Consider the following 24,226-nt stretch of genomic DNA (forward strand, 5'->3'; position numbering starts at 1 on the left):
CGTTAGGGACGGATCACCGCGGCCGGGAAGGCAGGGGTCTCGCCGATCCGGTCGATCAGGGGGATATCGCGGATGTCGCCGTGGCCGAGCACCCACATCAGGAAGCGCTCCACGCCCATGCCGAATCCCGCAGTACGCATGGGGAACTGCTCGCGCATGCTCACGTACCAGGCGTACTCCTGCTCGTTGACATCGTGCATGACCATGGACTTCCGCAGGAGTTCCACGTCAGAGTGACGCTCTCCGCCCCCCACGATCTCGCCCAGGCCGAAGAACAGGTCGGCGTTTCGGGCGGTCTGCCCGTTCTCGTCCCCGAAGGCCTGGTAGAACGGAACCGCCAGGGAGTCGAAGTGGTGCACCCACACGAACTCGCTGACCCGTTCCATCAGCAGCCGCTCGCCCTTGCGGGTGAGGCTTCGCCAGGTACCCGCGTCGTGTACGCACCCTTCGGTGTCACCGACGATGCGGACGGCCTCGGCGAAGGTGAGCTGCTCGAACGGGGCGCCGTGGCCGGCCATGCGTTCCAGGTGGGAGACGTTGCCGCGGGCGGTGGCCAGACGATCGCCGTGCTGGTCCAGGACGGCGGCGGCGAGGGCCTTCACGTAGCCGTCGACGTAGTCGGTCATCTCCTCAAGGCCGCCGGGTATCTCGGCCTCGCTGTGCGTGTACTGGTTCAGGTGGGTTTCGTCGGGCGTCTCGCCCCGGTAGGAGGGCTGGATGTCCCAGCAGCCGCCGGGGGCAAGTCGGCAGCCGTACTCGAGCGCGAACTGCATGGAGTCGGGCAGATAGGTGTCGACGCCGAGGACGGAGACGGGGACCGGCTCGGAGTCGCTGCCGAGAGCCGTGGGGCAGGTGACGGTCCGGGTGGTCAGCGGGAAGGGAAGGTTGCGCAGGCCCCTGCCGTTCGCGTAGTCGGCGGTCGCGGTGCGCACGGTGTGGAACAGATCGGCGACCAGGGCGTACCACGGAGAGCGCAGTGCGCGCACGAAAGCGTCCGGCTCGTTGCTGCCGTGGATGGACGGCGGCTGCAGGATCGACATGTTCAGGACTCCTTGCTGCGGTTGTGCTGTTCGTCCGCCGTCGGCGGGATGTTCTGATTGCGGTGCAACACGTTGCCGGGGTCGTAGGTGTTCTTCACCGCCGCGAGGCGGGCGTGGCGGGCCGCGCCGTACACCTCGCGCACCCGGCCGGCGTGCTCGTCTTGGAGGTAGTTCACGTACGCCCCGCCGGTGCTGAGGGGAGCGAGGCGCTCGATGGCGCGGCGCGGCCAGTCCGTGTTCACGGCGTCCTGGCCCGGGTCGGTCCACTGTGAGGAGACCGTGCAGATGTACGGGGCTTCCCGGCTGGGGAAGGCCGATTCCTCGTCGGGAACGTCGGTGATCGCTCCGCGGAGGTACTCGAAGTCGACGGAGGACAGGCGGGAGGGCATGTCGAGCGCGATCCCCGCGAACTCCTCCGCTTCCTTCGGGGAGAGCTCGGCGAGGTAGCAGGACTTGGTGAAGTACCGGTTGCCGTGCGGCTCACCGTGATCGCCAAGGGCCTGGAGCTCCGCGTAGGACAACAGACGGGTGAGTTCGGCCGCGGGCCGGACGTCAGCGAACAGGGAAGCGGTGCGGGACGGCCCCTCGGCCGGGTCACCGAACCAGGTCGCCGTCAGGAAGAGGGCGCGCTCACCGCGTAGTGCGACGGGGATCCACTCCTGGTCGCCGGCGAACTTCAGGCATCCGACGGCGTGCAGGTCGGGCCCTTGCCGCTCGGCGAACCCGCGGTAGGCGGCCAGCGCCTGCACGGCCTGGTCCAGCGGGTAGACACCGACATGGTGGTGCACCGGGCCCACCGGCCTGAGCCGGAGCGTGAACCGCGTGACGATGCCGAAGTTCCCGCCGCCGCCCCGGAGGGCCCACAGCAGCTCGGGGTGGTTGTCCTCGTCGGTCTCGACGACCGTCCCGTCGGCCAGGACCACCTCGGCGGCCAGGATGTGGTCGCAGGTCAGTCCCCACTTGCGGGCGAGCCAGCCGTATCCTCCGCCGAGGGCGAGCCCGCCCAGGCCGGTGTGCGAGACGACGCCCGCAGGGCAGGCCAGCCCGTACGGGGTGGTCGCGGCGTCCACGTCGCGCAGCAGAGCTCCGCCCCCCGCCAGGGCGATCCCGGCAACGGGGTCCACTTCGACGTCCGACAGGGGGCCGAGGTCGATCAGCACGGCACCGTCCGCGAGCGCGGTCCCGGCCACGTTGTGGCCCCCGCCCCGGACGGTGACGTCCAGGCCCGTCACGGCCGCGTGGCGCAGGGCCAGGGAGACCTCGCCCGTGTCACGACAGCGTGCGATGAGAGCCGGACGCCTGTCGTGCATGCCGTTCCAGATGCGGCGCGCCTCGTCGTAGCCGGGGTCCTCAGGGGCCAGCCAGTGGCCGGGTAGGGAGGTGGGAAGGGTTTCCGTGTGCATGGGTGTCACTTGGCTCCTTGCGTGTCTACGTCTGTACCCCTGGGTGCGGGGGCGGCGGCTTCGAGGAAGTCGATGAGGGTCTGTGCGATCACCGCGCGAGGCTGGTCCGCCATGGCCTCCTCGTGGGCACAGGCAAGCGGGATCGTGTCCAGCCGGGAGACGTGCGGCAGCCATGTCTCGGGGGTGGGGCCGTCGGCGTCGCGGCCCTCGGTGGCGGTGAAGAACAGGGCCGTACCATCGAAGGTCTCGGGGTCCCAGGCGGCTGCGAGCCTGCTGCTGTTGACGCCGATGTCGACCATGCGGTCGAACTGCTCACGCGGCATCGGCAGGCGGCCGGCGGCGTCCTCGTGCAGGTCTGCGAGCCAGCTGCCGAAGTCGTCGCTGTGGCCCGCCGGATCCAGGGCTTCTCCGGCGAGGGTGGCCAGCAGGGCGTACGCGTCCCACTGGGCCTCGTCGGCGTAGTCCGGGTAGGGCCAGGCCTGCCCGGGGTAGGAGTCGACGAGCGCGAGCAGTTCGACCGTGTCGCCGGACGCCCGGAAGCGGGCGGCAAGGGCCTGGGCGATGTTGCCGCCCAGGGACCAGCCGAGCAGCCGGTAGGGGCCTTCGGGCTGTACGGTGCGGATCTGCCGGGCGATCAGGTCGATGAGCGTGGCGAAGTCCTCCGGTACGGGCGCGCCGGCGGTGAGTCCGGGTGCCTGGATGCCGTACACGGGCAGTTCCTCGGGCAGGTCCCGGGCGAGCGGCGCGTAGCTCCATGCCAGTCCGGTGGCGGGGTGCACGCAGAACAGCGGGCGTTCACCGCCGTTCGTGGCGCGGGCCGGGGTGTGCAGCGGCAGCAGGACCTCGTAGTCGGATGCTTCGCCGCCCTGGGCTTCGAGGAGCCGGCCCGGGGTGGGGTGGCGGAACAGGTCGCTCACGGCGAGGCGGGTGCCGAGCTCCGTGCGGACCCGGGACACCAGCCGCATGGCGAGCATGGAGTGGCCGCCGAGGGCGAAGAAGTCGTCGTCGACCCCGACCTCGGGCAGCCCGAGCACCTCGGCGAACAGGGCGCACAGGGCTTCCTCGCGCGGGGTGCGCGGAGCGCCGGCCGAGGTGGTGACAGCGGTCTGCGGGGTGGGAAGGGCCTTGCGGTCGAGCTTGCCGTTGACGGTGAGCGGCATCTCATCCAGGACAACGAAGGAGGAGGGGACCATGTACTCGGGGAGGGCGGCCGCCACGTGGGCGCGCACAGCCGCCGGATCGGCGCCGGTGGCCGGGGTGGCGGGCACGACGTAGGCCACGAGCCGCTTGTCGCCGGGCCTGTCCTCTCGTACGAGCACGGCGGCCTGCCCCACGGTGTCGTGGGCCTCGATCACTGCCTGGACCTCGCCGGGCTCCACGCGGAAGCCGCGGATCTTCGTCTGGTGGTCGACGCGGCCGAGGAACTCCAGTTCGCCGGCGGCGTTCCAGCGAGCCAGGTCGCCGGTGCGGTACATGCGGGTGCCCGGCTCCCCGTACGGGTCGGCGACGAAGCGTTCCGCCGTCAGCGCGGGCCGCTGCGCGTAGCCGCGGGCGAGGCCGGCTCCGGCGACGTACAGCTCACCGGGGACGCCGACTGGGACGGTCTCCAGCCGTGCGTCCAGTACGTACGCCCGGGTGTTCCACAGGAGCCGACCGATGGGGGCGCGGCCGCCTGAGGGCAGGGATTCGGGACGGATGACCGAGATGGACACGTCGTCGGAGCACTCGGCGGGACCGTAGACGTTGGCGAGCGGGACGTCGGGGAACCGCTTGTACCAGCGGGTGACGAGGTCCGGCGGGAGTTCCTCTCCGTGGACGAGCATCCAGCGCAGCCCGGCGCAGTGCTCGGCGGTGCGGTCGTCGGCGTCCCACAGGTCGAGGATGGCGCGCAGGACGGCCGGCACGATCTGGATGACGGTCACTCCGTGGGCCGCCACCGCCTCGACCATGGCCTGCGGGTCGCGGGCGGTGTCCTCGTCGAAGACGTGTACTCGGCCGCCGGCGAGGAGCAGGGTGAGCGTCTGCCAGATGGAGACGTCGAAGGTCAGCGGGGCGTTGAAGGCGATGGTGTCGGCCTCGTCGAGTCCGTAGAGGTCGATCACCGCGCGCAGGTGGTTGGAGAGTCCGCGGTGGGGGACCAGTACGCCCTTGGGGCGGCCGGTGGAGCCGGAGGTGAACACCGAGTAGGCGATGGCCTCGGGAGAGGGGACCGGGGCGGCGACCGGGGCAGCGGCCGGGGCCGGCGCCATGTCGGGCAGGACCACGGTGACCGGCGCTCCGGCGCAGGCGGCCGCGATCTCCCGGGCGCGATCGGCGAGTGCGGGCGCGGCCAGCAGGTAGCGCACCTCGGCGTCGGCGAGCATCTGGGCGGCGCGGCGAACGGGCGTGCCGGGATCGAGCGGCATGTAGCCGCCCGCGGTGCCCAGGGCGCCGACCACCGCGGTGACGAACCATGGGCTGCGTTCGGACAGGACCGCGGTGAGCTCGTCCGGTCCCGCGCCTGCGGCGGCGAGGGCCGCCGTCACGGCGGCGGCATCGCGGGCGAGCTCGGCGTAGCTGCTGCTGCCGTGCGCGTCGGAGACGGCGGGCGCGTCCGGCCGCTCGGCGGCCAGGGTCCGGATGCGGGCGGGCAGGTCGATGGGACTCTCGGCGACGGCGGGGCCGTTCCAGTCGGTCAGCAGGCGCTGCCGTTCCTGCGCGGACAGCAGGTCCAGTTGGCCGATCGGGCGGTGCGGGTCGGCGACGGCTGCCTCGAGCAGGCGGACCAGGCGCTGTCCGAGTGCGACGACGGTGGCGTGGTCGAACAGTTCCGTGGCGTATTCGAGTACGGTCCGCAGCCCGGCCGGGCGGCCGGTCCCGTCGCGCCGGTCCTCGAAGTCCACCGACAGGTCGAACTTGGCGGTGTCGGTGCCAAGGGGCTGCATACGCACACGGGCGCCGGGGAAGCGGAGGTCTCCTCCGAGGAATCCGTCGTCGAGGGCCACCAGTACCTGGAACAGCGGGTGCCAGGCGAGCGAGCGCTCGGGGTTGACTTCTTCCACCAGGCGGTCGAAGGAGACGTCCTGGTGTGCGTACGCGGCCAGGTCGGCTTCGCGTACCCGTGCCAGCAGATCGGCGAAGCCAGGGTTGCCGGAGGTGTCGGTGCGCAGCACGAGGGTGTTGACGAAGAACCCAACCACGTCGTCGAGGCTCTCCTCGGCGCGCCCGGCGACGACGGTACCGAGCGGGATGTCCTCGCCGGCGCCCGAGCGGGTCAGGACGGCGGCGACGGCGGCCTGCAGGACCATGAAAAGAGTGGATCCGGTGGTCCGGGCCAGATCCAGGACCTGCTGGTGGAGCTCCGCGGGCAGGTCGAGCTCGACGGTGGCACCGAGGTGTCCGGCGACGGCCGGGCGGGGGCGGTCCCACGGCAGCTCGATTTGCGGGGGCAGCCCGTCCAGGGCCCGGCGCCAGTGGGCGAGCGAGCGCTCGTGGGCCTCGCGGCCCGGCCCCTCCTGGGTGCGCCGCTGCCACAGGGCGTAGTCGGCGTACTGGACGGGCAGGAGGGTGAACGCGGGGGCGGCGCCGGCCAGCCGGGCCTCATAGGCGAGGGTGAGGTCGCGCAGGAGCGGGCGCATCGACAGGCCGTCGCCGGCGATGTGGTGGAGCAGGATGAGCAGCACGTACTCGCCCGTGCCCTCTTGCCCATCGGTGCCGGCAGCCTCGAACAGCCAGGCGCGCAGCGGGATCTCGGTGGTCACGTCGAAGCTGTGGCGGGCGGCTCGGGCGACCTCTTCGTCGAGCGCGGCTGCGGGCACCCGGAGTTCGACCAGGGAGGGCTCGGCCTGCCCGGCGGGCAGAATCAGCTGGTGGGGCTCGCCGTCGGGTGCGGGGAAAAGGGTCCGCAGTGCCTCGTGGCGGCCGAGTACGTCACCCAGCGCAGCCCGCAGTGCGGAGGCGTCGACACGGCCGGTGAGCCGCAGCGCGAGGGGGATGTTGTACGTGGGGCTGGGGCCGTCGACCTGGCCGAGGAACCACAGCCGCTGCTGTGCGTACGACAGCGGGATGTGCTCCGGCCGGTCCGCGACGGCCGTCGGGGGGCCGGCGGGGGTGGTGGTGCCGTCGTCCGCGGCGAGGAGCGCGGCCAGCGCGGATGCGGTGGGCGCCTGGAAGAGGTCGCCGATGCTGATGCGGACCCCGAGCGCCGTGCGGGCGCGGGAGACCAGTCGCATGGCGAGCATGGAGTGGCCGCCGAGGCCGAAGAAGTCGTCGTCGGCACCGACCCGGGAAAGGTCCAGGACCTCGGCGAACAGCGCGCACAGGATTTCTTCGCGGGCGGTGCGGGGAGCGCCCGCGGAGGCGGTGGCGGCATGCGGGGCGGGCAGGGCCTTGCGGTCGAGCTTGCCGTTGACGGTGAGCGGGAGGGAGTCCAGCACGATGACGGACGAGGGCACCATGTAGTCCGGCAGGGTGCGCCGGGCGAGGTCGGTGAGGGCGGCGGGGTCCACGCTCCGGCCGCGTTCGGCGGGGACTACGTAGGCGACGAGGCGCTTGTCCCCGGGGCGGTCCTCGCGGACGACGGCGGCGGCTTCGGCGACCGAGGGGTGCTCGGCCAGTACGGCCCGTACCTCACCGGGTTCGATGCGCAGGCCGCGGATCTTGACCTGGTCGTCGGTCCGTCCTACGCATTCGAGTTCTCCGGCAGTGTTCCAGCGGGCGAGGTCACCGGTGCGGTACATGCGGCTGCCGGGCGGGCCGTAGGGGTCGGCGACGAACCGCTCGGCGGTGGCCGCGGGCATGCCGAGGTAGCCGCGGGCGACCCCGGGCCCCGCCAGGTACAGTTCGCCGGTCGCGCCGTGGGGTGCCGGCTTCAGGCGGGGGTCGAGGACCATGGCGCGCATGCCGTCGAGCGGGCCGCCGATGGGCAGCGGTTCGGGGACGGGGCCGTCGGCGGGTACCGCGAACCGGGTGGCGAAGGTGGTGGTCTCGGTGGGGCCGTAGCCGTTGACGACCCGTACGCCGGGGTGAGCGTCGCGGAGCCGGCGTACGGCAGTGGCGGAGACTGCCTCGCCGCCCGCCCAGATCTCCTTGAGCGAGCCGAGGGCGTCGGGGGCCGCTTCCACCATGTGGTGGAAGAGGGCGGCGGTGAGCCAGGCGGCTTCCACCCGGTGGCCGGTGAGGGCGGCGGCGAGCGTTTCGGTGTCGAGGTCCCCAGGGGGCGCGAGGACGCAGCAGCCACCGTTCAGCAGTGGCACCCACAGCTCGTAGGTGGCGGCGTCGAAGGCCGGTGAGGAGTGGAGCAGGACCCGCCGGTGGGCTGCTGCGGCGAAGGCGCTGTCGGCGGCGAGCGCGGTGATGCCGGCGTGGGTGGCCATGACGCCCTTGGGCGTACCGGTGGAGCCGGAGGTGAACATGATGTACGCGAGCCGGTCGGGGTGCGCGGTCACCGGCGGAAGGGGCCCGTCCAGGACGGGGACCGGTCCGTCGGCGGCGTCGGCGCGGACCACGCGGATGCGGGGGTCGAGGCCGAGGGCGGCCACATCGCCGCGGTCGGTCAGCAGGAACCGGGCCCCGGTCGCGGCGGTGATCGCCTCGATCCGCGAGGGCGGGTAGCGGCGGTCGAGGGGCACGTAGGCCGCGCCGGCCTTCAGTACGGCCAATTCGGCAACGACGAGTTCCACGGAGCGGTCCATCAGGATCGCCACGGGGGCTTCCGCAGCGATCCCGTCCTGGCCGACGAGCCGGGCGGCCAGGGCGTCGGCCCGCGCGTCGAGTTCGCGGTAGGTGACCTCACGCTGCCCGCAGACCAGGGCGACCGCCTCCGGGGTCGCTGCGGCCTGGCGGGCGAACAGCTCCGGTACCGAGGGTGCGGCGGGGGCGGTAGGGGCGCCGACGCCCCGCTCGGGCAGGGAGTCAGGGGTGCCCGCAGGCAGCAGTTCGAGCTCGCTCAGGCGCAGGCCGGAGCCATCGGGCAGCTGCTCCAGCACCCGCAGCAGCGAGGCGACGAGCCGCTCCACGGTGGACCGGTCGAACAGGTCGGTGGCGAACTCGGCGAAGCCGGCAAGGCCCTGGGGTTCGCCTTCGGCCGCCTCCAGCTCGCGGATGTTGAAGCCCAGCTCGAACTTGGAGACGGAGGTCGGGACCTCGTGAATGCGGGCGCCGGGCAGGGAGGGCAGGTCGCCGGCGGCAACGGCGCTGCCGTTGAACGCGAGGGACACCTGGAACAGGGGGCTCCAGGCGAGCGAGCGCTCGGGGTTGAGGGCCTCGACCACCCGGTCGAAGAGCACGTCCTGGTGGGCGTACGCGGCGAGGGCGCCGGCTCTCACCCGGTCGAGCAGCGCGGTGAACGCCGGGTCCCCGGAGGTGTCGGTGCGCAGCACCAGGGTGTTGACGAAGAAGCCGACCACGTCGTCGAGGCTCTCTTCGGCGCGGCCCGCGACCGGGGTGCCGATGGGGATGTCCTCTCCGGCGCCGTACCGGGTGAGCACGGTGGCCAGGGCTGCCTGGAGCACCATGAACAGGGTGCTGCCGGTTGCTCGGGCCAAGCCGGCGAGCCGGGCGTGGAGGTCGGCGTCGATGGCGAAGTCGACGCCTGCGCCGCGGAACGAGCGGGTGGCGGGGCGTGGCCGGTCGAAGGGCAACGGCAGCTGCTCCGGGGCGCCGGCGAGGGCCTGGCGCCAGAACTCCAGCTGGGCGTCGGGCGTGGCGTCCGCACCGGATCCGTCGGTGGCCGCGGTGGCGGCGACGTCGTGCTGCTGCACGCTGTACTGCGCGTAGCGTACGGCGAGGGGCGTGAAACCGGGTTCTGCTCCGGCCAGGCGAGCCTCGTAGGCCTCGGCCAGGTCGCGCAGCAGGGGGCGCAGGGACCAGCCGTCGCCGGCGATGTGGTGCATGAGGATCAGCAGCACGTGCTCGGTGCCGCCGGACTCCTCGGTGGTGAAGAGCCAGGCACGCAGCGGGGCATCGGTGGTGATGTCGAAGGAGAGGCTGACGGCCGCCTCCGACAGGGTCCGGTCCAGGTCCTCGCGGCGGACGGCGGCTGTGGTGAGAGCCGCATGGGCGTCGGCGGGGTCCAGCACCCGCTGGTACGGGATGCCGTCGTCCTCGGGGAAGACAGTCCGCAGGGGTTCGTGGCGGGTCACCACGTCGGCGAGGGCCGCTTCCAGGGCCGCAGGGTCGACCGGGCCGTGCAGGCGGACGCCCAGCGGCATGTTGTAGCGAGGGTTGGGGCCTTCGACCTGGGCGACGAGCCACAGCCGCCGCTGGGCGGGCGACAGCGGGATCCGGTCGGGGACCACCACGTCCTGCAGGGCCACGGTGGTCGGGGCTGCGGTGGTGGGCTGGTCGGCCTGTTCCAGGGTTCGGGCCAGACCGGCGACGGTGGGGCTCTCGAACAGCTTGCGGATGTGGATGCGGGTTCCGAAGACGGCCCGGATGCGGCTGATCAGCCGCATCGCCAGGAGCGAGTCGCCGCCCTCCTCGAAGAAGTTTCCGTCGACGCCGATCCTCGGTACCCCCAGGAGCTCGGCGAACAGGCCGCACAGGATCTCTTCCCGCGGGGTGCGGGGCGCGGAGCCCGTGGAGGCTGAGGAAGACACAGGAATCCCCTTCGTCGCGAACGGTGCGAAAAGCGTGTGCTGGTGCGGTCTTGGATCAGGTGCGGTCGGCGTCGAGAAGCCGACGCAGGGTGCTTTGGAAGCCCTGCCGAAGGTGCTGCGCGTCCGCCTCGGTGAAGGCGTCGGCCGAGGCCCGCAGGGTGCCGTGGATGTTGCCGACGCTCCCCCAGCCGAATTCCCACAGGGCCGGGAAATTGGCCCAGCGCGGCGGGATCGGCACCGTCGAAGTCCGCAGGCCCGGCAGCGGCAGCCGCGGGACCTCGGTGTCGATGTTGACGAGGTGGAGGAAGAGCGGGTCGCCGCCGGGGAGCCGCTGGATTCCGGCTGCGCGCAGGATCCGCGAGTACGGCAGCTCCTTGTGCGCCAGGCTCTCTTCGATCGCCTCGGCGTGGCGGAGCACCACGGCCGCCGGGGACATCGGGTCGGTCCAAGTGGTACGTACTGGCAGGGTGTTGAGGAGCGGACCCATGGCGGCCTGGAGTTCCTCGGTGTCGCGCCGCGCGGCGGGCATGCCGACGGTGGTGTCGTACGGCGGGCCGCCTGCGGCCACGGCGGCGCTCACTGCGGTGAACAGCACCACGGCCGGGGAGACCCGGGTCGAACGGGCGAGTCCGCGGATGCCCTGGGTCTCTGCGGCGCCGAGGCCCAGGGGCAGCGCCAGGAACGCTCCGCGTTCATCTTCGCAGGGCGGGGTGCGGCGCGGGTAGGGCTGCGGCTGTACGCCCGCCAGCCGGCCACGCCACCAGGCGTTGTCGCGGTCGTGGTCGCGGTCCTGTTCGGCCGCGGCGTCGGCGAAGAAGCCCGAAGCCTCGTCGGCGGGCCCGGCCGGGCCGCCCCGTGCCAGCGCGGCGTAGGCGAGACCGATCTCCCGCACCATCAGGGACAGGGACCAGCTGTCGCCCGCCACATGGTGCACGGCCAGGGCGAACCAGTGCTCCGTGGCGGAGCGGGATATGACACCCGCACGCACGGGTGGCTCCTCGTACAGGTCGAAGGGGACCTCCCAGAGCTCGGCGAGCTCTGCCGGCATGTGCGCGTCGCCGGGGCCGCCGCTGCCGTCCGTCGCCGTGCGCAGCGCCGGCAGTGGTGCGGTCGACGGGAGCGGTACGGCATGGGCGTCGTCGTAGGTGGCGCACAGCACGGGGTGGCGCCGGATGACGTGGTGCAGGGCCTGCTCCAGCCGTCCGGTGTCGAGCTCCCCGGTGATGCGGAAGCAGAGCGGCATGGCATACATGGGCCGGTCGCCGAGCGCCTCGTGGACGAGCATGGACTGCTGCATGTCGGAGAGGGGCAGGATGGGGTCCATGGCCGGTTACCCCTTTCCGGCGGCCGCGCCGGGCTGCGAGATCGCCGCGACCCAGGCCGCGAAGCTCGGCGCGCGCAGGCAGGAGCCGGGCGAGACCTCGGTGCCGACGAGCCTGCGGGTCCGGGCGCTGACGCGCAGGGCCAGCAGCGAGTGGCCTCCGAGGCTGACGAAGTCGTCGTCGTCCATGACCTCATCGACGGCGAGGACCTCCCGCCAGATCTCGCGCATTCGCTCGACGGCGGTGTCGGCGCCGTCACCGTCCGCGGTGCCGGCCGTTCCCGTGACGGTCGGCGGCGCAGGGAGCTCGCGGCGGGCCAGCTTGCCGTTGGGCAGCCGGGGCAGTTCCTCCACGAAGACGAACTGGCTGGGCTGCATGGCTGCGGGCAGCCGCTCGGCGGCGTGCCGGCGCAGCTCGCGGGCGGTCAGCACGATCCGGTCGGGCTCGGCGGCCGGGGCTGTCGCGGGCTCGGCGGCCCCAGCGGTGTCGCGGGTGGCGTACACGTAGGTGACGTCGGCTTCGGTACCGACGCTCCAGTCCTCGACGGAGTGCACGGTGAAGCCCGCGCCTTCGAGGATGCTACGGATCTCGGCACCGACGACGCTGCTGCGTTCGACCTCGAGACAGACCTGGCGGATGCTCTTCCAGTGGTCGGGGCGGATGCCGCGCAGGACGCTCAGCTCGGCACCCTCGGTGTTGATCTTGAGGAGGTCGACCCGGTCGATCTCCATGCGGTCCAGCAGGCTGGACAGGTCCGTGGTGTCGACCTCGTGGAGGCTGGCCCGGAGCCGTTCCTCGGCGTCGTGGAGCAGGCTGGCGGTCTCCTCCTCGGTACCGGCTCCCGCGCCGCCCGACTGGCGGTAGTGGGACTGGACCAGCTCCACCGCCTCGTCCTGACGGTGCTTCCCGAGCCCGGACAGGTAGCTGAGCCGGGGGAAGGAGGTCAGCGTCTCGGATCCGACGCGGTCCGTGACGGCCGCGGGGACGACGTCTGCGGTCACACCACCCAGTTCGAGGTTCACTCGCAGGTAGGGAAGGGTGTCCGGGTTGGGCTCGACGGCGACCAGGCGGATGCCCGGGGCCTGGCGGTGCGCCCAGAGGCCGAACAGCCCGATGTTCGCTCCGATGTCGACGACCACGTCGTCCTTGCCGAGGCACACGCCGAAGCGCGCGTACTCGTCCTGCTCGAAGATCTGCCGGTGGAGGAAGAGCGCCTCGTCCGGAGAAGCGGTGGCGACCGCGATGCCCTGGGGCAGCTGGATCCTCTGGAGGCCGTCGACGACGGGCGCGTGGGCGCGCTTGGCTGCGATGTACGCGACGAGCCGTACTCCGTCCGCCTCGTCGGGGACTGCGATCACGGAGGCGTCCTGGACCATCGGGTGGCCGCGCAGGACACTGTCGACCTCGCCGGGTTCGACGCGGACTCCGCGCACCTTGACCTGGTCGTCCAGGCGGCCCCGGAACTCCAGGCTGCCGGTGTCGAGGAGCCGGACGAGGTCGCCGGTGCGGTAGATGCGGCCGGTGCCGGTGAAGGGGTCGGGCCGGAAGCGCTCGGCGGTGAGCGGGGCGTCGTCGAGGTAGCCGCCGCCCACGGCGACACCGCCGATCCACAGTTCGCCGGTCTCCCCGGCCGGCACGGGCTGCATCGTCTCGTCGAGTACGTGGCAGTCGACGCCGTCGATGGGCCGGCCGATGGGGGCGATGTCGCCGTCGAACGGTTCGTCGCAGTCCCAGTAGGTGGCGTTCACCGAGGTCTCGGTGGGTCCGTACTGGTTGTAGAGGGAGGCGGGCAGCAGGGCGCGGAACCGTCGCACCAGGGTCATGTCCAGGGCTTCGCCGCCGCAGAACACCCGCCGCAGCGAGGTACACCAGGCGAGCTCTTCCTCGTCGATGACATAGCGCAGAACCGAGGGGACGAAGTGCGCGGTGGTGACTTCCGTCTCCTGGATGAGCCGCACCAGGCCCAGACTGTCGAACTGCAGCCCGGGCGGGGCGATGACGAGGGTGCCCCCGGAGATGAGCGGGGAGAAGATCTCGTGGATGGCGGCGTCGAAGGCTGAGGAAGCCTTGTGCAGAACCCGGTCGGTCGCGTCGAAGCCGTAGCGGCGGTGTCCCCACTCAAGCCGGTTGACCAGGCCCGCGTGGTGCAGGCGGACGCCCTTGGGCCGACCGGTCGAGCCTGAGGTGAACAGCATCATCGCGGTCAGCTCGGCGGAGTCGGCGGTACTGATGCGCAGCGTCTCAAGCTCGGCCGCCGGGACCGGCCGAGTGTCGGGAACCAGCCACAGGGCCGTGTCGGAGCCGTCGGTACCGCGCAGTTCAGGGGCGCCTGCACCCTCGTGCAGGATCACCCGGGGGCGGGCTGCCGAGACGACCTGGAGGCGCCGCTCCGCGGGGAACTCGGGGTCGAGGGGGATCGCGACGGCGCCGATCGCCATCGTCGCGATGAGCGCGCTGACGTAGGCCGCCGACCGGGGAAGGTGCAGTGCCACGTGATCGCCGGGGCGGATCCCGGCCGTGTGCAGTTGGGCCGCCACCGCGGCGACGCGCTCCCACAGTTCGCGGTAGGACAGTTCGCCGTCGGGGCCGAGCACGGCCGGGCTGTCGGCGTACGGGCCGGTGGCCGTCTGCAGCAGGTCGGGTACAAGGGTCGACGCCATCTCAGACCGCCTTCCGGGCCAGGGCCACGATCGCGACCCGCGGCACCTCGGCCGCGAATCCACCGTCGACTTCACGGACTACCGGGCGCACCGGGCACTCGGGAGGTGAGGAAAGCCGTTCAAGATAGGCCGAGTGGTCGAAGAAATCGGAGAGAAGGTCCCAGGCCTGGGCGGGAGTTCGCTGACCGGAGAAGTAGGTCCGAATACCGTACATGTCGGCGACGTAATCGCACATCCGGTCGCGCGCGTCCTCGGCGGTGGCGCCGCGGACAATCAGCGGGTCGTAGACGTCCACGACGCGGACCGATACCGGAAGACCTGCGAAGATGTCCGTCAGCTCCTCCCGGCTGAAGTGCCGGTAGTCGTGGCCGGTAGGCGAATGGGTGTGGACGGCCTCGGTGAAGAACCGTGCCATGGGGCTGGTCTCATCGAAGTCGTGCAGGACGACCCGGCCTCCGGGCCTCACGACCCGGACGGCCTCGGCGGCGGCCCTGCCCCGGTCCGCGGGGGCGATGTGGTGGGTGCCGTACGCGAGAAGGGCCGCGTCGACGGATCCGTCACGCAGGAGCAGCGCCTCGGCTGCCTGACGCACTGCGGGCAGACCGTGCTCCAGCGCCTGGGCGACCATCCGGCCCGAGATGTCACCGGTGACGATGTTCAGCTTGGCGACGTCGCTGTGGGCGCGCCCGGCGACGGCCCGGGCGATGGTGCCGTCTCCGCCGAGTACGTCGAGGACGGTCACGTCTCCGTCCGCGTCCCCCGGGGTTGCCAGGGCGAGCAGCTGGGCGGCACCCGTCCAGCGGACGTACACGTCCTGCTGCGCGCGCCGGTAGGAGTCTCCGCGTCCGGTCTCGTCGGAGTCGAACTCGTTGGTGAGGAGCTCCAGAGCCGACAGGATGTCAGTCGATCGGGCGCGATCGAGGTCGAGCAGAGTGTGGAGCCGCGGATGCTCCGCCGCTACGGTGCGGATGTATTCGTCGAACGGGACGGAAGGCAGATATGCGCCTTCGGACACGGTGAACCGACCCCCTGCCGGTGGTTTGCACTGAAGAACTGGAATACGGCCGGGCCGTCAGACGCGACCGAAGTCAGCCGTTCTGGGCGTTGGCTAGCGCTGCCGGCCTCATATCGGTCCACCGGCTCTCGATATGGGCGAGGCAGTCTCCCCTCGACCCTTCTGCGACAGACTTCCAGCCAGACGGAATTTCAACCCACGACGGCCACAGAGAATACTGATCCTCGGAATTTACCAGTACGTGGAATGTCCCTGAAGCTTCGGCCTCAAAGGGATTAAGGGGCATCATTTTCCCATCTCTTTGTGGTCCACGGCAGTTCGCCGCGACGACGCCAGGACTGCAGATCTTCGGCAAAGCGCCGCTGAAGTGCAGCTTCATCCTGCCCAGAGCCTCGCTCGAAGATCAATGTAGCCTAGGTCACACTCGACGTACCGCCCGGTATGTCGGGCTTGAATCCGAGATAAAGAAAGCGCCATCCGGATGGCCGGGTTCCCCGTGGAGAGAATTTCAGCCACATCGAAACCAGCCGATCCGAGCCCTTGACGTCAGCCGGAAATCCTCTTGATAATCAACCGGCCCCGACCTTGATCACTTCTGGAGTTCGGTCGTGCCTGCTCATCGAAGCTCCCAGCTGCCACCGGCCGGGGAGCACTTCTCAGTCCACAGCCACTCGTTGCACGTGACGCTTCCCCACGACGCTGGTGCGAACGACCTGACCCCACTGCTCCCAGCGGGACTCTGGAGAGAGGACGTGCCACACCCGTGGGGCGCGCCCCCTGCCCGCCGCCGTCTCCAGGCCGAACTGGCCCGCCCGGTTGACCCGACCGCCGCACAGCCGCGCGCCGTGCTGCTGTGCCACACCGACGGGCCGACCGAACTCGTCCTGTCCGCACACCGGTCGAGGCTGGATGCCCGCGCACTGCGCCTCATCGCCGACGAGGTGGTCGGGGCGACGGCCCGGGAGGACGGACCAGAAGGCGGATCGACCGCCGCGCGAAGCGCGGTACGGCGGCAGCTGCGGCATCAGGACGCCCTCCTGCCGCCGCCGGCCGGCCCCGGCTCCGCCATCTGGGACGTCTGGAGCTCCGCGGAGCTCTCCCAGCGCCCCGGCTGGGCCTCACCCGGTATCCCCCTCCCGGCCGACGCGACCGACGCCGTGGCCCGTACCGCAGTGCTGAGCGTCCCCCTCCAGACGACTCCGCCCGGGCCGAGGACGGCAGGGTCCTCCACCGTCTCGGCGATCCTGGCCGTAGCTGCCGCCCTTGTGCTCGGCCGCTACGAGGGCCAGGAGCGGCCCCTGCTGGCAGCGGTCGCACCCGATCCCGGCCGCCTGCCGCGGGCCCTCGGTGCCCACGACTTCACCACACTGGTCGCACCCGCCCTCTCGGGGGCCGAGGACGTGCCCGGCCTGGTCGGTTCCGTCCGGCAGCAGTTGCGCGACCCGTCCCTGCGCTGCGACGCCGCCGTCTACACCGCCCTGACCCGCGAGGCAGGCGGCCGGGTCCTGGTCGGTCTCCTGCCCGAGACGGACGAGGGGCAGGTTCCCTGCCACAGCGCACCCTTCCCCCTCACCCTGGTACCCCGCCGCGGTGCCGACGCCGGCTTGTGGCTGGAAACCCACTACCACCGCACCGAGATCGACGCGGACTCCGCACGGCGCTTCTCCGAGCACGTCGCCCGCACGTACGAGGCCGTCGCCACTGCCGCGCCCGGCACGCTCCCCCAGCACATCGACCCCGTGGGTCCTGATGAGCGGCGCTCGCTCACCGCACCGGGTGGAACGGCGGACGGCGCTCCGCGGTCACCACACCGCGAGGTGCGGATCGACACCCTCTTCACGGAGCGGGCCACGGCCGCCCCCGACGCCGTCGCCGTGACCTACGAGGAGGAACGGCTCACTTACGGCGAACTGCTCGCCCGTGCCCGGCGGCTCGCGGCCGGCCTGGTCTCCCGGGGCGTCCGACCCGGCGACCACGTCGGCGTCTGCCTGGAACGGTCCGCCGAACTCGTCGTGACCCTGCTCGCAGTGCTGCTCGCCGACGCCGTGTACGTACCCATGGATCCGGCCTATCCGGCCGCCCGGCTCGCCGCCACCGCGCATGACGCCGGCCTGGACTTGATCATCACCGAGCTACCGGCCATACCGGGCGCTGAAGACCGCCGCCTGCTGGCACCCGCAGCGCTCGCGGCTGCCGGAGCCGACGCGCCCGCCCCGCCGGACCCCGTCCGGGGACCGGACACCGCCGCGTACATCATCTACACCTCCGGGTCCACCGGCCGCCCCAAAGGCGTCGTCATCCCGCACCACAACGTGACCGCCCTGCTCGACGCCACCCGCGACGGGTTCCGGCTCGGCCCCGATGACGTCTGGACCCTCTTCCATTCCAGTGCCTTCGACTTCTCGGTCTGGGAGATGTGGGGCGCACTGCTCACTGGTGCCCGGCTGGTCGTCGTTCCGTACTGGGTGAGCCGTACTCCGGACGACTTCCGCGCGCTCCTGGTGCGAGAAGGCGTGACGGTGCTCAGCCAGACCCCCTCCGCATTCGGCCAGCTGGCCGAGGCGGACCTCCGGCATCGGGCGGAACTGCCGCTGCGTCTCGTCGTCTTCGGTGGTGAGCCCCTCGACACCGCCCCGCTCCCCCGCTGGTTCGACCGGTACCCTGAGACCCGCTGTCGCCTGGTCAACATGTTCGGGATCACTGAGACCACGGTCCACGTCACCGCCCACGAGGTGCACCGCAGGGACGCCCTCACCGGATCCCGTTCGGTCGGGCGGCCCCTGCCCGGCTGGCGGGTGTACGTGCTCGACCCGAGCGGACGACCGCTGCCGTACGGGGCACCCGGTGAGATCCACGTGGCCGGGGCCGGGGTGGCACTCGGCTACTGGAACCGGCCCGAACTGACCAGTGAGCGTTTCGTGCCCGACCCCTACCATGGGGGGCTCATGTACCGCAGTGGGGACCTCGGCCGACTCCGCCCGGACGGAACCCTCGAACACCTGGGCCGGCTGGACAGCCAGGTGAAACTGCGCGGCTTCCGGATCGAACTGGACGAGATCCGCTCAGTCCTGCTCAACGACCCTGACGTGGGCGCTGCCGTCGTGGTCCTGAACGGCGACCGGCCAGGCGGCGCCGCCGCCGACGTGCGCATCGACGCCTACGTGGTGGCTGCGGAGGGCGCCTCCCTGGACCCGTCCGCCGTCCGCCGACGGGCGACCCGGTCCCTGCCGGAGTTCATGCTGCCGACAGGGGTCACCGTGTTGTCGACCCTGCCCCTCACGGTCAACGGCAAGGTCGACATGCGTGCGCTGCCTGCGCCCGAGACAGCCCCGGTTCCGTCGTCGCCTTCCGCCGCCTGCCCGCCCGGACCGTCGACTCGGGAACACCCCGCCGCAGATCTCGCGACCGCGCTCGCTCAGGTGTGGGAGCAGGTACTCGGCGTGCCCGTCGGTCCGGACGACAACTTCTTCGAGCTGGGTGGCAACTCACTGCAGGCGGTACGCGCAGCTGCGGTGGTCCGGGAACAGGGACTGCCCCCCGTACCGATGCGAGAGCTGTACCGCACACCGACCGCGAAAGCCCTGGCCGCCGTACTCGCCCCCGGTCCCGCCACCGAACAGTGAAGGACGAACCCTCTCCATGACCAACAGCACCGCCCACGCCACCCTCCCCGATGTCGTCAGGCTGCTCCCCGGCGCAGACCCCGAACGGCTCCAGCAGGAGCTGTTCTCCCTCGGCGCCCGGTTCAGCCCGCAAGCCACCTTCGACGCCGGCACGATCATCGAGGACGAGTACAAGGGATGGCGGGTGCTCTCGCTGCGCGGCCCCGACGGCGACCCCGCCCGGACCGACGCAGGTGGCCCCGGCCTCGCCGACTATGCCGACACCCCGTTCATGGCGAGGGTCCCCTACACGGCGTCCGTGCTGTCCGGTCTCGGCCTGACACTGCGCGCTGTTCGGTACATGTCCCTCGAACCGGGGGCCTCGGTCGGGGAGCACACCGACTATCCCTACGGCCTGCCCGTTGGCTGGGCCCGGCTGCACATGCCCATCACGACCAACGACGAAGCCGTGCTCGTCGTCAACGGAGCCGAGCAGCGCTGGCAGCCCGGTGAGCTGTGGTACGCGAACTTCGGACGACCCCACCACCTCTACAACAACGGCGACCGGCCGCGGGTCCACCTCGTCATCGACTGCTTCTGCGACCCCGCGCTCCTGGAACTCTTCCCCGCCGAGCAGCATGCGCTCCTGGACATCTCGGAAGTGATGCACCGGGCAGCGGCCGTACCGGCCGCCCCTGAGGACCTGGCGCGCCTCACCGGTCCGCTGTCCGTTCCGGCCGCCTTCCTCCTTCCGTACGCCGACCCGCCGAGCAGCGCCGAATGGGCCGACCCGAGCCGACCCGACGCGGTCGGCGAACTCGTCATCCGGGAAGGAAAGCTGGTCCTGGTCGCCGAGGGCGAGCCGGACGCCGTCCTGGAACACATCGGGGGAGACGAGTTTCGCTACCAGTGCTGGAGCGAGGAGCGGACCGTGGCGTTCGCCTTCCGTGACGGAGTCCGGCATGCCGAGTTCCGGTACCGCCACGGCAGCTACCGCACCCAGGTCACCCGTGCCACAGTCCCCGCATGATCCGGCGGCCGATCAAGGCCCTCCAGGTCCCTCAAGGCCTGTGAGGACCACCACGACCCAGAGCACCACATCCTCACGCCTCCCGCACACCGCGCAGTCTGGAGAAGCACCGCCATGCCCGAACGGCAGGACACCTCGATACTCAACCTCGGCGTCGACCGGTACGTGCTGCGTGCCTGTCAGCGGCACGCCGCGGAGACCGTCGCCCTGTGCGCCCCCGAGCCCTGGGACTTCGGCCCGACGGTCCCGGAGGAAGGGGTCCGGATCCTGAGGGCGGACGACACGGGCAACGCCGAATCCGTCCTCGGTACCCTCTACCGGGCAGGACTCGGCGAGCACCGCTTCAGCGCCGTGCACTCCGGCGAGGAATTCGGCCTCGTCACCGCCGGCCTGATCGCGCGGCAGCTCGGTTGCTCCGGCATCGATCCGGTGGTCGCCCTCCACTTCCGGGACAAGGCCCTGCAGAAGTCCCGGGTCCGGGAGGCCGGTCTGTCCACTGCGGCCACCATCGTCATCGACGACATCCACGACGTCGGCCACCTCGCCGACACGCCGTTCGCGCGTTCCGTGCTCAAGCCCCTTTCCTACGGCGGCACCGGCTACACGGCCACCGTCTCCGACCATGCGGGCCTGGAGGAGCTCAGCCGCGAGTTCCGGTCCGGGCAGCTGGACCGGCGTACCTTCCTCCTGGAGGAGTACATGGAGGGAGAGGAATGGATCGCCGACGGCGTGGTGTTCGACGGCGAAGTGCTCTTCTTCGCTTTGGGCAAGTACGGCGAACCCTGCCTCGACGCGATGCGCGGACAGCGGCCGCTGTGGGTGCGCGCCATGGACCCGCAGGCCGAGAGCTGGGCGTACGACCTGGCGGGTCCGATGGTGCGGGGCGCTGTGGAGGCACTCGGCATGACCTCGGGCGTGTTCCACATGGAGCTGTTCCACGACGCGGCCAAGGGGACGTTGAGCTTCGGTGAGTGCGCGGCCCGACGCGGCGGTGGCCTCACCGAGGAGCAGGTGCTGTACAAGTTCAACGTCGACCTGGCCGAATGCGGCGTGTTGTGCGCCCTCGGCAAGCGGCCGGAACTCGACGTCAAGGTACGGCCGGGGGCCATCGGCCACACCCACGTGGTTGGCCGCCCCGGCACCATCCTCGGCTATCCGTCGGTCGAAGAGCTCGAGGAGCTGCCGGGTGTCGAGTACGCCCGGTACGAGCACCCGATCGGCAGCTCGCTGCCGGAATCGTTCCAGTTCCATGGGCAGAGCCTCGGCCTGATGCTGGTGAGCGGGAACGACGACATGGAACTCGCGGACCGAATTGAGGAGTTGCGCCGATACGTGGACGAACGACTGGTGGTGGCCACGCCCAGAATGACGTTCCGCGAACACCGCCGCTGGTACGAGAGCCAGTGGCCGCACCACGCCGTCCTGGGCGGTGGGGTCTACGCCCCGCCGCAGCGGTAGCAGGCGGCCCGGCCCTGTCGGTTCGTGCCCGGGCCGGGGGCCGTCCCCGCGGTCAGGGCACGAGGCGTATCGCGCGAACGCGCTGTTCGACGCCCACCGTGAGGACCCGGAGTTCGGCTACCGCTTCCTGGCCGATGAGGCCCGCAGCACCGGGGCCGCCATGGCGGACCGGACCGCGTGGCGGATCTGCCGGGACAACCACTGGTGGAGCGTGTTCGGGAAGAAGCGCGGCCGGACCAAGAAGGCCGGCCCGCCGGTGCATGACGATCTCGTGCGTCGTGACTTCACCGCGGCCGGCCCGAACCGGTTGTGGCTCGCTGACATCACCGAACACGCCACCGGTGGCTGCGTAGGTGAGACCAGGGTTCTGGCACAGATCTTGGGGAGCGATCACGGATCGCGACGATGCAAGAAGTGCCGATGTCAGCGGGCCCACGTAGCTTTCGGTTGACTGCCCGGCCGGGTGGCGAGGAGGGAGTGAGACATGGAGTGGGTCAGGGACGCGCGGTTGGCAGCCGGGCCTGAGGCCACCTGGTACTTGGAGGCGGCTTTCACGCCCGGTGCTCACCTTGGGACGGTGTACGACGATCCGATGACGCCGGTAGTCGTGACGGGCATCGAGGAGCTGACGACGATCCGCGTACCGAGCGGCCGGCTTGTCGTCGATGCGCCATGGCACGACGACCAGGTCTGGGAGTACCAGAGGGGGCTGCCGACCAGGCCCCCGCGGGAGCTGGCGGTGCGCATTCCCCCGGGCGTCTACCGGGTAGAGATCGCGTGGACGGCAGGCCCGTACGAGTTCATGGGCGAGCACGTCGACGGTGTTGAGTGTGCCGCGACGCGCCTGTGCATCAGCGACGACCCTGTCGTCGGATGGGAGATGGGCCTGAGTGTCGAGGACGACATCGCCCGGCTGAAGCCGGGCGAGGAGCCCCGCTTCTTCTCCGATGCTAATGTCGGCTGCTTCGCCGATGCAGGCGCGTGGACGACCTTGTCCGCACCGTTTCGCACGTTCATAGACGGGGTCCCTGCCCCGCGCGATTCTGAGCAGCTGGCCGACGGGTACGAACGGGTACGCGATGAGTCGCAGCAAGCCGATCTGGTCACGTTCGGGGCCGAGTCGGGCGGCGTCGTCTGGTTGGGCCGCACGAAGACCGGCGACGTGGCGGCGATCGTCGTCACCAGCGGCATGCCCGATGCCAAAGCATGACATCGCTGCCGCCTCTCCCTGTCCTGCAAGTCGCGCAGCCGGACGTGGCTGCCCGCTTTCACTGGGAGGAATAGCCTGAGGAAAGGTATCGGGAGTCGCACCTCGAATAGCCACTGCGAGGCGCTACCGCAGCAGGATCATCTTCCGGAGCAGGTGGAAGCCAGCTCGGCCGTAGAGCTGTCTCTTGATCTTCTTGATGCGGTTCACGGCTCCCTCGACGCTGCCCGAGCTCCAGTCCAGGGTGAGGCCGGCGATCACGGCGTCGAGGTCTCGCCGCAGGTGGAGCGCGAAGCCAGTGAGCCCGGGCAGCCGGCTGGCTTCGACTGCGTCGATCCAGGCAGGGAGCGTGGCGCCGAGGCGGTCGGTGAGCATCTCGCCGAAGTCGCGGACATGTCCGGCAGCCGTGTCCAGTTCCGGACAACGGGTCAAAAGGTCCTTGAGGCCGATGCGGTCCTCCTCACTCAGCGTGGCGGGGTGGCGGGTGAGCCAGCCGGTCACCTGCCGTACGGTCGCTGGCCGTGGCGGTGCGGCGGACGGGTCCCTGCGCAAGGTGGCGATGTGGGCTCGGACCATGCCGTAGGTGACGGGAGCCTGCTCGGCGACCAGTTCGCCGTGGAGTTGGGTGACGCTGGTGCATCCCTCGGTGAATCGTCGTTCGAGGTAGGGCTTGTAGGGATCGAGTCTGCTGGGCCGGGGTCGGTTCTCGCGGATGGTGTCCTGCCAGCGTGAGGCGTTCGCGTACCGGAGGACGGTGTTGAGGCCCCAGCCCAGATGCCGGGCGATCGCCCGGCGCGAGTGCCCCTGGGCGAGCATCTCGTCGACCAGGGCGTGTGCGGCCTTCTTTCGCGCGGCCCGCCGGCCGACGGGCTCCGCGTCGTCTTGCGATCCCCCTGAAGTCGGTCGGGTGGCCTCCGTCAGCGTGCCGCTGGGCGCCGGCGTGCGCAGACAGTCGCGGTGGGCAGCGACGCAGGTCTCCACGGCGCGGCCGAGGCCCTGCCACAGATGGAACCGGTCGGCGACCTGCAAAGCGTCGGGTGCACCGCGCCGCGCGCCCTCGGCGTAGGCACCCGCCCGGTCCCGGCAGATGATCTCCACGCCGGGATGGCAGTCCAGCCAAGCTGCCAGCGGCCCGGCTTCACGGGTCGGGAGCACGTCGACCACGCGATGGTCTTCGACGCTGGTCAAGACGGTGGAGTAGGTCTGGCCGCGACGGATCGCAAAGTCGTCCACGCCCAGCACGCGTGGAGTACTGAATCGCGGATCGGGCAACGCCATGACCCTGCGTAACAAGGTCATCCGTCCCGCACCGAAGCCGAGCTGGGCCGCCAGTCGAGCGCCGGCTCGTCCCGCCAAGGCGAGCCCCACCCGCTCCAGGGCGCGGTTCAGCCGCGTGGTGAACCGCGGGTACGGCGCGGCCAGCCGGGAGAACGGCTCGGCGAACGTTCGGCGCGGACAGTCCGCCGACCCGCAGATGAATCGCCGGACCATCAGCCGGATCACAAAGCCCTGCTCAGCGAGCGGAAGGTCCTTCAGCCTGCGCTGGTAACGGTCGTGGACCCGGTCCGCGAAGCGGCCGCAGTCCGGACACGCCGCCCCCGCCATGCGGCCTCTTGCTACCACCTCGACCGTGCCGAACGCGACCGTAACCGCCTCGACCCCCACATCGTCGATCCCGTCGAACACCAGCGAATCCCAGAACGGTGCATCGGTCTGCATGACCAGCACCATCACTGTTCACAGCCAGCCAGAGCAGCCAGCGGAATGCACCTGAGGGAGCGTCACTTCCGGCCTTCAGACGCCAAGGCGTGCGCCGTCTCGCACGAGTCAGTCACTCGCAATCGAACACCGAGGTCACGCTCCGCGATGGTTCCCCAAGATCGGTGTCAGAACCCGGTTCTCGTGAACAGAA

General features: G+C 71.1%; 13 protein-coding genes. 4 read left to right on the plus strand and 9 right to left on the minus strand.

Annotated elements, in window-relative coordinates; all coding sequences use genetic code 11:
* Positions 1-2 precede the first annotated feature (2 nt).
* The 7 genes from SLAV_RS00580 to SLAV_RS00610 all read right to left on the minus strand — a co-directional run bounded on the left by SLAV_RS00580 (position 3) and on the right by SLAV_RS00610 (position 15,396).
* The gene (locus SLAV_RS00580) at positions 3-1,040 is read right to left on the minus strand and encodes an amino acid--tRNA ligase-related protein (RefSeq protein WP_063760376.1); all 1,038 of its coding nucleotides are present in this window, start codon (positions 1,038-1,040) and stop codon (positions 3-5) included.
* A gap of 2 nt (positions 1,041-1,042) precedes the next feature.
* Positions 1,043-2,443: an FAD-binding oxidoreductase gene (locus SLAV_RS00585; RefSeq protein WP_037688838.1), complete on the minus strand. Its 1,401-nt coding sequence runs from the start codon at positions 2,441-2,443 to the stop codon at positions 1,043-1,045.
* Between the two features lie 5 nt (positions 2,444-2,448).
* Positions 2,449-10,020 (minus strand): non-ribosomal peptide synthetase, encoded by a 7,572-nt coding sequence (locus tag SLAV_RS00590; RefSeq protein WP_051841441.1) that lies wholly within the window; start codon positions 10,018-10,020, stop codon positions 2,449-2,451.
* A gap of 55 nt (positions 10,021-10,075) precedes the next feature.
* Entirely contained in the window at positions 10,076-11,344 is a 1,269-nt protein-coding gene (locus SLAV_RS00595) for a condensation domain-containing protein (protein WP_030239996.1), read from the minus strand.
* Between the two features lie 6 nt (positions 11,345-11,350).
* Complete coding sequence (locus SLAV_RS00600; protein WP_051841442.1) at positions 11,351-14,002, minus strand: amino acid adenylation domain-containing protein; 2,652 nt, start codon at positions 14,000-14,002, stop codon at positions 11,351-11,353.
* Position 14,003: 1 nt separating this feature from the next.
* On the minus strand, positions 14,004-15,017 hold the full coding sequence (locus tag SLAV_RS00605; RefSeq protein ID WP_030240002.1) for a class I SAM-dependent methyltransferase: 1,014 nt from the start codon (positions 15,015-15,017) through the stop codon (positions 14,004-14,006).
* A gap of 73 nt (positions 15,018-15,090) precedes the next feature.
* The gene (locus SLAV_RS00610) at positions 15,091-15,396 is read right to left on the minus strand and encodes an MbtH family protein (protein ID WP_394298635.1); all 306 of its coding nucleotides are present in this window, start codon (positions 15,394-15,396) and stop codon (positions 15,091-15,093) included.
* 373 nt (positions 15,397-15,769) lie between these two features.
* Here SLAV_RS00610 and SLAV_RS00615 point away from each other — a divergent pair, with 373 nt between their 5' ends.
* From SLAV_RS00615 to SLAV_RS00625, 3 genes are all read left to right on the plus strand, one after another.
* Complete coding sequence (locus SLAV_RS00615) at positions 15,770-18,640, plus strand: non-ribosomal peptide synthetase (protein ID WP_051841443.1); 2,871 nt, start codon at positions 15,770-15,772, stop codon at positions 18,638-18,640.
* A 16-nt stretch (positions 18,641-18,656) separates the two neighbouring features.
* Positions 18,657-19,649: an aspartyl/asparaginyl beta-hydroxylase domain-containing protein gene (locus SLAV_RS00620; RefSeq protein ID WP_051841444.1), complete on the plus strand. Its 993-nt coding sequence runs from the start codon at positions 18,657-18,659 to the stop codon at positions 19,647-19,649.
* Positions 19,650-19,763: 114 nt separating this feature from the next.
* A complete protein-coding gene (locus tag SLAV_RS00625) occupies positions 19,764-21,107 on the plus strand; it encodes an ATP-grasp domain-containing protein (protein WP_030240010.1) in 1,344 nt (447 codons plus the stop codon).
* Positions 21,108-21,159: 52 nt separating this feature from the next.
* Here the strand turns inward: SLAV_RS00625 and SLAV_RS40715 are convergent, their stop codons facing one another.
* On the minus strand, positions 21,160-21,501 hold the full coding sequence (locus SLAV_RS40715) for a hypothetical protein (protein WP_159038047.1): 342 nt from the start codon (positions 21,499-21,501) through the stop codon (positions 21,160-21,162).
* A 183-nt stretch (positions 21,502-21,684) separates the two neighbouring features.
* Here SLAV_RS40715 and SLAV_RS00635 point away from each other — a divergent pair, with 183 nt between their 5' ends.
* A complete protein-coding gene (locus SLAV_RS00635; protein WP_158740944.1) occupies positions 21,685-22,317 on the plus strand; it encodes a DUF4241 domain-containing protein in 633 nt (210 codons plus the stop codon).
* Between the two features lie 123 nt (positions 22,318-22,440).
* Here SLAV_RS00635 and SLAV_RS00640 read toward each other — a convergent pair whose 3' ends face one another.
* On the minus strand, positions 22,441-24,033 hold the full coding sequence (locus tag SLAV_RS00640) for an ISL3 family transposase (protein WP_234333896.1): 1,593 nt from the start codon (positions 24,031-24,033) through the stop codon (positions 22,441-22,443).
* Positions 24,034-24,226: the final 193 nt, after the last annotated feature.

It is taken from the genome of Streptomyces lavendulae subsp. lavendulae, from assembly GCF_002803845.1.
Taxonomy (GTDB): Bacteria; Actinomycetota; Actinomycetes; order Streptomycetales; family Streptomycetaceae; genus Streptomyces; species Streptomyces lavendulae.

Coding starts and splice junctions, on each gene's coding strand:
- SLAV_RS00585 (WP_037688838.1), bottom strand. CDS start 2,443: ATGCACACGGAAACCCTTCCCACCTCCCTACCCGGCCACTGGCTGGCC.
- SLAV_RS00580 (WP_063760376.1), bottom strand. CDS start 1,040: ATGTCGATCCTGCAGCCGCCGTCCATCCACGGCAGCAACGAGCCGGAC.
- SLAV_RS00600 (WP_051841442.1), bottom strand. CDS start 14,002: ATGGCGTCGACCCTTGTACCCGACCTGCTGCAGACGGCCACCGGCCCG.
- SLAV_RS00610 (WP_394298635.1), bottom strand. CDS start 15,396: ATGAAGCTGCACTTCAGCGGCGCTTTGCCGAAGATCTGCAGTCCTGGC.
- SLAV_RS00625 (WP_030240010.1), top strand. CDS start 19,764: ATGCCCGAACGGCAGGACACCTCGATACTCAACCTCGGCGTCGACCGG.
- SLAV_RS00595 (WP_030239996.1), bottom strand. CDS start 11,344: ATGGACCCCATCCTGCCCCTCTCCGACATGCAGCAGTCCATGCTCGTC.
- SLAV_RS00640 (WP_234333896.1), bottom strand. CDS start 24,033: ATGCAGACCGATGCACCGTTCTGGGATTCGCTGGTGTTCGACGGGATC.
- SLAV_RS00620 (WP_051841444.1), top strand. CDS start 18,657: ATGACCAACAGCACCGCCCACGCCACCCTCCCCGATGTCGTCAGGCTG.